General features: G+C 61.9%; 11 protein-coding genes. 4 read left to right on the top strand and 7 right to left on the bottom strand.

The features are described 5' to 3' along the window. Positions 1–228: hypothetical protein (locus H8B02_RS41640; RefSeq protein WP_229171481.1), on the bottom strand; the 228-nt coding region annotated here is incomplete at its 3' end. 189 nt (positions 229–417) lie between these two features. Beyond that, positions 418–768 carry a hypothetical protein gene (locus H8B02_RS41645; RefSeq protein WP_229171482.1) on the bottom strand — a complete coding sequence of 117 codons (351 nt, stop codon included), beginning with the start codon at positions 766–768 and terminating at the stop codon, positions 418–420. A gap of 100 nt (positions 769–868) precedes the next feature. Between H8B02_RS41645 and H8B02_RS41650 the strand changes: the two genes are divergently transcribed. From H8B02_RS41650 to H8B02_RS41660, 3 genes are all read left to right on the top strand, one after another. Further along, the gene (locus tag H8B02_RS41650; protein WP_229171483.1) at positions 869–1075 is read left to right on the top strand and encodes a hypothetical protein; all 207 of its coding nucleotides are present in this window, start codon (positions 869–871) and stop codon (positions 1073–1075) included. A 109-nt stretch (positions 1076–1184) separates the two neighbouring features. Then, positions 1185–1937, top strand: a complete 753-nt coding sequence (locus H8B02_RS41655; RefSeq protein ID WP_312001538.1) for a hypothetical protein — start codon at positions 1185–1187, stop codon at positions 1935–1937. Then, a complete protein-coding gene (locus H8B02_RS41660) occupies positions 1934–2200 on the top strand; it encodes an HGGxSTG domain-containing protein (RefSeq protein WP_229171484.1) in 267 nt (88 codons plus the stop codon). Before H8B02_RS41655 ends, H8B02_RS41660 begins: the two co-directional genes overlap by 4 nt. A gap of 109 nt (positions 2201–2309) precedes the next feature. On the opposite strand, the gene H8B02_RS41665 is transcribed toward H8B02_RS41660, so the two are convergent. From H8B02_RS41665 to H8B02_RS41685, 5 genes are all read right to left on the bottom strand, one after another. Next, positions 2310–3866 carry an argonaute/piwi family protein gene (locus tag H8B02_RS41665; protein ID WP_229171485.1) on the bottom strand — a complete coding sequence of 519 codons (1557 nt, stop codon included), beginning with the start codon at positions 3864–3866 and terminating at the stop codon, positions 2310–2312. Next, positions 3863–5791 carry a toll/interleukin-1 receptor domain-containing protein gene (locus tag H8B02_RS41670; RefSeq protein ID WP_376711774.1) on the bottom strand — a complete coding sequence of 643 codons (1929 nt, stop codon included), beginning with the start codon at positions 5789–5791 and terminating at the stop codon, positions 3863–3865. Before H8B02_RS41670 ends, H8B02_RS41665 begins: the two co-directional genes overlap by 4 nt. A gap of 317 nt (positions 5792–6108) precedes the next feature. Further along, positions 6109–6393, bottom strand: coding sequence for a hypothetical protein (locus H8B02_RS41675; RefSeq protein ID WP_229171487.1), 285 nt, complete (start codon positions 6391–6393; stop codon positions 6109–6111). A gap of 486 nt (positions 6394–6879) precedes the next feature. Then, positions 6880–7161, bottom strand: a complete 282-nt coding sequence (locus tag H8B02_RS41680) for a BrnA antitoxin family protein (RefSeq protein ID WP_229171488.1) — start codon at positions 7159–7161, stop codon at positions 6880–6882. Next, positions 7142–7402: a BrnT family toxin gene (locus H8B02_RS41685; RefSeq protein ID WP_229171489.1), complete on the bottom strand. Its 261-nt coding sequence runs from the start codon at positions 7400–7402 to the stop codon at positions 7142–7144. Before H8B02_RS41685 ends, H8B02_RS41680 begins: the two co-directional genes overlap by 20 nt. A gap of 190 nt (positions 7403–7592) precedes the next feature. Here H8B02_RS41685 and fabF point away from each other — a divergent pair, with 190 nt between their 5' ends. Beyond that, positions 7593–8855 (top strand): beta-ketoacyl-ACP synthase II, encoded by a 1263-nt coding sequence (fabF, locus tag H8B02_RS41690; protein WP_229171490.1) that lies wholly within the window; start codon positions 7593–7595, stop codon positions 8853–8855. Positions 8856–8949: the final 94 nt, after the last annotated feature.

Raw genomic sequence — 8949 nt, forward strand, 5'->3', positions numbered from 1 at the left:
CTCGAGCCAGCCGCGGCGGATCGCCGGTTGGACGATGCGGGCCTGATGGCGCAGCGCGCCGGGGAAATTGTTGATGATGCCGTTCGGATCGGGATCGCCGCCATAGGGCCGGACCTCGAGGCCCGCCTTGCCGAGCCGCGCCGAAAACACCCCCCAATGCGAGGTGTGCGGCTTGAAGCCATCGGACAGATCGAGGCCGGGATCGGGGGTGCCAATGGTCTCGCTCATTCAGCGGCGTCCTTCGCAGCGGGCATCGAGCCCGGTCACAAATCTGTCGCCAGTATAGCGATCCGCGCCGCGATGTCGCCCGGTTCAGGGTTGCCGGAAACGCAGGCGGCCACGCGCGGCGTGACGCCGCGCGCCGATTCCGACCTGCGCGATCAAATCCGCAGGTGAGTTGCTCAATCGCCGCCTTCGTCAGCCGATCTGCTCCCAGGTCCCGCCTCCCTGGGCATCGACAATTCCCTGGAGATCAGTGCCGACCTCGAAGCGTCCGGCTTGCTGGTTGTCGTCATCGGAGAAACTGAGGAACACGGGACCGTTCGGTCCGATCGCCGCCACGATCGAGCCTATCCCGACCAGGTTTCCGCCTTTCATGCGGCCTGCATCAAAATCGCCGTTGAAGACGGCGCCGGACAGACTGGTGCGAACCGCCGGCGTCACGAAGAAGCGTCCTTTCCATTTGCTGCCGTCGACGAGTGTCATGTCGACGACCATCGTCCCCGGCCCCAGGGTCTCAAAATTTGCACTTCCCTCTTTCACTTGCATGGCAATTCTCCGTTGATGAAATGGACTGGTTTTCCGAACCGACGCGTAAAGCCGCGCCACGCACAGCGATCCTAATCCGCAATCCCGGAGCTGACCACCCGTGAGCGAATTCGATGAAAATACAACCAATGCGAAACCGCGTGCACGACGCGTGGACTGTGATGTCACACACAGCAGAGTTGCTGCCGCTGCGATGTCGCCGGATTCAGGGCTGCCGGAAATGCAGGCCGCGCCGCGCCTTGCAAATATCGAGGAACAACCCCATGCAAAGTACGAGGCGGCTGTTAACGCTCGAATAGCACCTTGACACGTCGGGCAACTCAGCGGCACACTTCCAATATTCCGAAATCGCGCAAACGCGTGTCGTCCCGCCTCGGCGGGCGCGCCGGTTTGCGGCCGAAAATGCTCACCCACAATTGAAACTGCACCGGCTCGCCGCGGCGAATGATGATCGCCGGCGCGTGGCCGCGCGCCTGCCAGGAGAACTCGACATGGACACTATCGACATGGACACCGCTCCCGACCTCACGATGCCAACGGCGATCGCCGCATCCGGCCCGGCCCAGGCCGCCGCTGCGCCGCGCATCAAATTCTCGGCGCACGGCTTCTGCATCGACCACCCCGATCCCGAGCTCGGCGCAGAGCTGATGATGAACGCACTGGGCGTGCCCGACCGCGAGGCGATGGACGGCATCCTCCGGCAATTGGTCAAGGCCAGCGTGAGCGGCGGACGTGCCGACCGGGTCAACCTCGCCTTCATGATCTCGATGGTGCGCAGCATTGGCCCACGGGATTCCATCGAGGCCATGCTGGTGGCGCAGATGGTGTCGGTTCATGTGATGGCGATGCGCTGCGCCCATCACCTCGCGCATGCCAAGGACCTCGCCCAGCACGACAGCGCCGCGCGCGCCCTGGGCCGGCTCGCCCACACCTTTCCCGCCCAGATCGAGGCGCTGAACCGCTACCGCAGCCGCGGCGAGCCCGCGATCACCGTGCAGAACGTGAAGGTGGAGGACGGCGGCAAGGCCATCGTCGGCAACGTCACGCAGCATGCGCGCGTGATCGTTTCGGACAAGGGCCCGGCATCCACAGCGCGGAAAGCGCCGAAGGCCTCGCGTTCCAGGCGACGGCGCGAAGGCGCCGATGCCAAGCCGGAAGCACAGGCATGAGCGATCACATTCAAAATGCCGGCCCGATGCTGGCGAGCCGGCGCTGCGGCGCCAAAACCCGTTGCGGTGGCGCATGCCGCGCGCCGGCGGTGCAGGGCAAGACGCGCTGCCGCATGCACGGCGGCGCAAAGGGATCCGGCGCGCCAAGGGCAAACCAGAACGCGCACAAGCACGGCCTGTTCAGCAGGGACGCGATCGCCGAGCGACGGCAGATTCGGGCGTTGCTGGGGGACGTACGGAAGGTGTTGGAGGGAATGAGGTGATTGGTTACGATGAGGGTGCACCTAGGTCCAGCCCTCGGTCGTCTTCTTTAAAACTGATCATCACAAACTACCAATGCACTCCACCTGTGGCGAGGACGCTATCGCGCCCTCATACATAGAACTTGAACGGCTGGCGTTCCTCGCCCTTCGCCGACCCCATAGTAAGGACATCTCCGACCATCCGCGCAAAGCGGACAGTGACGGGCAGTCCATCATTGAAGTTGCAGGAATTGTAGTTGATCTTGGTGAGACCCATGATGTCGCCGAGCACCGTGTGGATGTCGGGCTTCGCGTTCTTGCTCTTCATAACGGTGATGTGCAGGGGGTTCGGCGTCTCCGGCCCAATATAAGTGTCGAGCTGGGGAACATAGCCGGTCGTCCAAAGATAGGCTGTCTGCTCATCGAGCAGCAGCGCGGTCCCGCGCAGCACGGGATAGTCGCCATCGCGAAAGAGCTTGGTCTCGCCGCCGGTCGAGCGGATCCGCACACCGATGACGTTGGTCTCCTTCGGCGCCGCCTCGACAAAGGCGTTCCACTCTTCGTCGTTGAAATACGTTTGCCCGTGAATGAACAGCTCCTTGGGCGGGCCACCATGCGTCTCGGAATAGGTCTTCAGCACAAGAGCAAGCAGGTTCTTCGCCGCGGGCGCCTTGAGATGAAACTCGTAGTCTCCGGTCTTCCACGGTCCATTGGCGCCGCGGAAGACGACACCGTCTCCCTCATTGAGAAACATCTGCGCCGCGCAGCAGGAGTGCCCATCGGGGTCGTTCGGCAGGCTCTTGTAGACCATACCGATGTAGCACACTCCCGGCCGAACATCCGCCAGCCGCCAGGGAGGCTTGGGTTGTGTCTTGTAGTAGAGCCCGGTCGCGAGATTCCACGCAATAGTCGCGGCGTCCTGCGTCTTGCGCTGCGGATAGCCGGCTTTGTTGAGGAAAGCATCGGGCGCGATCGTTGTCTCGCGTACGAGTTGCGTCGGCGCTATCGCCAGGAACTCGGATTTGATCCTGCGATGGAAATCGGCAACGTCCTCGAAAATCGCCTCTTCAGTCTGATCGACGGCACCCATGGCGGCGAGCAGCGGGATACTCTCCTTCGCCTTCTGTCGCTTGGCGAACTCTCCCTTTTCCATCGGCAGGCCGGCTCGCTTGGACTGCGGCCTGCATCGCTCGTACACGATCTCGGGCAGCACCAGGATCCAGACGTCGACCGATCGCTCGTCATTGCGCAGGTGCTGCTTGACGCGATCGATGTAGAGCCGAGCGACCTTGTCGACGGCTTCGTTGAGGTTGATGATGCGCGTTGCGCGATCAATGTCCTTGAGCTGAATCGACAGCGCGCTGCATTCATCCGGCTCGAAAGAGATTCCGAATGCCTCTTCGAGACCTGGGAAGTTCGCCAGGTGCAGCCGGTCGGCCTTCTCGCCTTTTCCGGGCGGCGGGACCCGGACAACGGATTTGAGCTTGCGGCCCCATCCGCGGAAATGTGCGACCCCGTCGGTTGTTCCGACCACGCCGACCCTGATATCGCGGCTTCTCTTCGTCTTGGCGTGAGGGCCATACAGGAACAACCCGTCCTTGGGGTGCGGGCTGCGCTGCGCGAACGCAAACTCCAGCTGCGGTTCGCCGAAATGTTCGACCCGAAGCGATCTCTCCAGAAATCTCATGCTTCGTCCTCGTCATCATTATCCGGACGACCCAAGGTGCTGATGTCAGCCTCTTCCTCGTCGGCGTCGAGCAAATCGGGGAGCGCGGTGCTCACCGGCGACGTGAATAGCAGCGGCGCCGCTTCGATTGCGAGGGCTGCGTTGGACGCCAGCGACAGCCGGATGTAGGCGGACTCGCCGGACAATAGCTCCAGGAATGCGAGCATGCGCCCGTGCCACTGTTTGTTGCGCCAACCCTTGCAAATACTTCGGCGTAGGCGATGCAACTTCCTCGCATCATCGATGCCAAGTCCCTCGGGCGTATTGTTGTCGACCGAGAACAGGACCCTCGATTTGAGCTTCAGATGCCAGAACGGCCAAAAGTAGGGCATCGCGGTGACACCGAACTGCCAGATATGTCCCTTCGCGACATTACGAAGCATCGAGGATCGCCGATCGCCTTGCTTGCCCCAGGGGATGCGATGTCCGGTCGGTGCCTGTGCGACTGAGGCGTGGAAGCCGACAGCGTTGGAATAGTGATATTCGACGAAGCCCTTCTCCCTGCAGAACGACAGCCAAGCCAACTTGATCATCGCGATGATCAAGTTAGACGCAGCCTGTCGCTCGATCCCGATCGCTGAAAACCCGTGCTCAACGAATTCCAGCAATGGGATCTCGTGCTTCAACTTGAAGCGGCCGGCAGAAGCGAAAGCGGTATCGACTTCAGACTGCTCGGCGAAGGTGATGATCCCGGAGCCCTGTTTCGCGCACGGATACGAGAAATCCTCGAGCGCGCGGTCCAGCAACCGGACCTCGGTCGCGCCGGTGCTCTCGAAATATCGGATGACGTCGGGTGCTTCGGCTGCGCGCAACCAGTTCGAGGTCAACCGCTCGGCCTCCTCGACGAGCGGGATCGCGCCGCGCCGCCGGAATATCTCCCAGTTCGGATCGATCATCGGCGCCCCTTCGGGGCGCGGCACCTTCTGGCGCTGCAACGCGTCGAGCAGAAGGCCGACCCCCTCTCCCCAGCCGCGAACGAAATCAACGGCAATCGCATCCCCGACGCCCTTGATCTTCTTGCCTGGTTCGAGCCGCAGCGGAATGACGAATCGGGTATCGCCTAGCTCCTTGCCCATCTCCAGCGCGATGTCGAGGTCATCCTGGACATGGGGGTCAGCGAGCGTCGCATCGCGGCAGATGAGCAGAATTTTCGCTGCCCGGTACTGCAACGCCTGATTGATCTGCCGGCGCCATCGATCGCCAGGCTGAAGCGTCAGGATGTCGGCGAACACGCGATAGCCTTCAGCTTCGAGCTTCGGCGCAAGCCAAAGTGCAAATTCGTCGTCGGCTGGCGACGCCTTGATCAGAAATATGGTGTCGCGCGTGGCTTTCTCGACAGGCGCAACGTTGCCGGCAGCCTCCGCAGGGGGCAGGAGATTGGCAAGTACCGCGGGGACCACCCCGGTCTTTGCCAGAGCCTTGCCGACAGCTTCCGTGACAACTGTTTCCAGGACCGTCGTGCTCTGCGCCCAGAGCTTTTGATGGGCTTTCTCGATCTCCGGATATTTGCGCAGCAAGGCGTTGAGGTCGCCGGGTCCGAAAATGTCGCCGGGCGTTTGCAGCGACGGGCCGATGAGCTGAGCTAACGTAATCTTGTTTCTCGGCGTGAGCGGCGCCGATGTCACCAGGATGTAGCGCGTCGCCGCCAGCCGGTCGATCGACTGCCGCTCATTGATCATCCTCGACTTCAACGTCGCGAAACCGGATCCGCGGTAATGCTTGGCTTGCAGCACGATCGACCCGTCGGCACGCGCGTGGCGGCCGTCCATCCCGTCATCCGGGCCCTCGGAAAAGGCCTCGAAGCGCAGCTCTGTCTCGCGTCCGACGAGGTCGCGGGCCAGATCCTCAAAATCGCTGGGGGACAGAGTTGAAAAGTCGTATTTCATTCGTCCAGAATGGGTGCTCGTTTCCTAGGCAGTCAAGCAACGGATTGCGATATTGCTTCGTCACTAAGTCTTACCAACAACAAGATAACGGGGCTTTTGCCGACGTGCTCTGGAGTAGAGTTACTTCGCGCGATCCGGCATTGGCCCGCTACGGTCACCGTGCGCTCAATTTCTATTCTCGAGTTGGTCCGCGCGACGTTGCCGCGTTCAGTAACGTGGTGCGATGACGACACAAGTGAGCTTGAATTGAAGGTTCAAGAAGCGTGCAACGCGACACGCTTCAACGGCTTCCAGCCCGCATCGCCGGCGCGTTGCGGTCATTCAACACTAATTCGGGAAGGCGACTTCGGGTCGCCGAACTTCACTTCGAGGGCCTCGCGAATGCTATCCGCTTCCCGTTGGGCGGACATCATGAGACGTTTGATCTCTTCAAGTCTTTCCCAATATGCGTCCCAGCACGCGGCTCCGACCGCGACCCGAAGATCATCCTCATTTACCGCCGTCAGGCCCCCCCACTTCTCGAACTTGCGCAGCTTTTCGGCGCGCTCTTCCAAGTCTGCGACGCCCCTCGTCCGTGGAGAGTTCTTGGCGGTACCCAGCATCCACCTTTCCCAATGATGACCGCCCTTCGATTGGTTACAGGTTCCGCATGACGGCACTAAGTTCTTGGCGCAATGAAAATATCCGGATGGCCGCTTGTTTTTCACGATTGCGAAGAAGTGGTCTAAGTCCGAGCCTCTCGCACCGCAGTACGCACACTGGTCTCGCGCGATCCCAAATTTTTCTAAGCCCTCTTCCAACTGGTCGGCATCCGAACTTCGTGGAATGATTGCTTGGACGAACACAGCCGCGAGGGAAGAGCTTCTACCTGTTATCTTTGGTCGTGCGCGCATTGCGGAAGGCCTCGAATGGCTACTCATCGACGCTCGCGCGAGCGTTCACGAGTTTATGCGCAATTACGGTCATAATTGCGGTGGTATTACACTAGATCGCGAGGATCTAACTGCACTGTCACCGTAATTGGTAATTGCGCAATTACGAAAAGCGAAGCGATGGTTTTCCCTGTTCATCGGAAGGCTCAGGAACACCTAGCCGGCCTTCCGTTTTACAATCTTCACCAAAGCCTCGTCTATCTGGCTCTGCCACCCTTTGCCCTTCGCCTTGAAATGCTCGAGGACAACAGGGCTGAGCCGCAGCGTGACCTGCTTTTTGGTTGGCGCCTTGTTGGGACCGCGGCCCTTCCTGAGCTTGGGCAGGAGTTCGTCAAAGGGAACGGCCTTCGCGAAGTCCGCCTTGGTCCATTCCGGATTGTCGCTCACCGCGCGCATATCCGCCTTCGTGTAGGCTTTTTTAACGACGGTTTTCTTCATAGAGATCCCTCTCTGCCTTGCTGGCGGCCCGCATGCTGATGATGCTGACGGCTTCCGCGCCGTAGACCGCGAAGACCACCGAAATCACGCCGCGAATGTTGACACCGATCGCTTGATATCGATTGAGCCTCACCTTCCGAACCAGAGCCGTATCGAAGAACCGCTCATTGAGATCAGCGAAATCCATCCCGTGCTTGTCGAGATTGGCGAGCCGCTTCGGTTCGTCCCAAATGATCTTCACCAGTTATATTGTAGTTACACAATATTCTGAAGTCAATCGACGAGCGGGAAGCGCTGGACCACAACGCGACGTGGCGTCGCGGGTTGACGTCCGGTCGGTCAAGGTCATAAATGATGATAATCATATAATGAGCTCGAAATCTGGCAGTTTCGAGTTCCGGCCACACCGGTAAGACCACGACAGGAGTACCATGCGTCGAATTGTTGTGACGGGCCTGGGGACGGTGTCGCCGCTGGGCTGTGGCACCGAACTGGTCTGGTCGCGGCTGCTGTCGGGGCATTCGGGGCTTCGGGCATTGCCGGAATGGGCGATGAGCCTTCCGGCGCGCGTCGCAGGACAGGTGCCTGATAAGGCCGGGGATGCCGAGGGCGGGTTCGATCCTGATCTGGCGGCCCCGCGCAAGGACCAGAAGAAGATGGACCGGTTCATCCTGTTCGCGCTGCTGGCCGCGGCGGAAGCCACAGCTCAGGCCGGCTGGATGCCGGCCGAGCCGCGTGCGCAGGAGCGCACCGCCACGGTGATCGCAACCGGGATCGGCGGGTTTCCCGCTATCGCGGACGCCGTGCGCACGGTGGAAAAGAGCGGCACACGCCGCCTGTCGCCGTTCACCGTGCCCGCCTTCCTGGCAAATCTCGCGGCCGGGCACGTCAGCATCCGATACGGCTTCAAGGGTGCGATCGGCGCGCCGGTGACCGCCTGCGCCGCGAGCGTTCAGGCGATCGGCGACGGCGCGCGCCTGATCAGGTCCAATGAGGCCGACGTTGCGATCTGCGGCGGCGCGGAGGCCTGCATCGATCCCGTGAGCCTCGGCGGCTTCGCGGCCGCGCGGGCGCTTTCGACGTCATTCAACGACACGCCGGCCCGCGCCTCGCGGCCGTTCGACCGCGACCGCGACGGTTTTGTGATGGGCGAAGGCGCGGGCGTGCTCGTCATCGAGGAGCTCGAACATGCCCTGCGGCGCGGCGCGAAGCCGATCGCCGAGATCACAGGCTACGGCACCACGGCGGACGCCTATCACATCACCGCAGGTCCCGAAGACGGCGACGGCGCCCGCCGCGCGATGCAGGCGGCGCTCGAGCAGGCGGGACTGCGGCCCGACCAGATCCAGCATCTCAACGCGCATTCGACATCGACGCCGGTCGGCGATCTCAACGAATTGGAGGCCATCAAGCGCGTGTTCGGGCGCGCGGGCGGGATTGCCGTCAGCGCGACCAAGTCGGCGACCGGACATCTGCTCGGCGCAGCCGGCGGCATCGAGGCGATCTTCACGATCCTGGCGCTGCGCGATCAGGTTGCGCCGCCCACGCTCAACCTCGCGAACGCCGATCCGGCCGCGCAGGGCGTCGACCTGGTCGCGAACGTTGCGCGGCGAATGGCGATCGAACACGCGATCTCGAACGGTTTTGGATTTGGCGGCGTCAACGCCAGCCTGGTGTTTCGACGATGGGCTTGAGGCGGCCGGCGGTCCACCTCTCCCCGCGGGGAGAGGTCGATTTGCGGAGCAAATCGGGTGAGGGGCCGCAGGTCTGACGAGGGACCGTAACCCC

The sequence above is a fragment of the Bradyrhizobium altum genome (genome assembly GCF_020889705.1).
In the GTDB taxonomy this organism is placed as follows: domain Bacteria; phylum Pseudomonadota; class Alphaproteobacteria; order Rhizobiales; family Xanthobacteraceae; genus Bradyrhizobium; species Bradyrhizobium altum.

Excerpts from the sequence above, each read along its gene's own strand:
- H8B02_RS41645 (WP_229171482.1), bottom strand. The coding sequence starts at position 768 with ATGCAAGTGAAAGAGGGAAGTGCAAATTTTGAGACCCTGGGGCCGGGG.
- H8B02_RS41660 (WP_229171484.1), top strand. The coding sequence starts at position 1,934 with ATGAGCGATCACATTCAAAATGCCGGCCCGATGCTGGCGAGCCGGCGC.
- H8B02_RS41665 (WP_229171485.1), bottom strand. The coding sequence starts at position 3,866 with ATGAGATTTCTGGAGAGATCGCTTCGGGTCGAACATTTCGGCGAACCG.
- H8B02_RS41670 (WP_376711774.1), bottom strand. The coding sequence starts at position 5,791 with ATGAAATACGACTTTTCAACTCTGTCCCCCAGCGATTTTGAGGATCTG.
- H8B02_RS41675 (WP_229171487.1), bottom strand. The coding sequence starts at position 6,393 with ATGCTGGGTACCGCCAAGAACTCTCCACGGACGAGGGGCGTCGCAGAC.
- H8B02_RS41680 (WP_229171488.1), bottom strand. The coding sequence starts at position 7,161 with ATGAAGAAAACCGTCGTTAAAAAAGCCTACACGAAGGCGGATATGCGC.
- fabF (WP_229171490.1), top strand. The coding sequence starts at position 7,593 with ATGCGTCGAATTGTTGTGACGGGCCTGGGGACGGTGTCGCCGCTGGGC.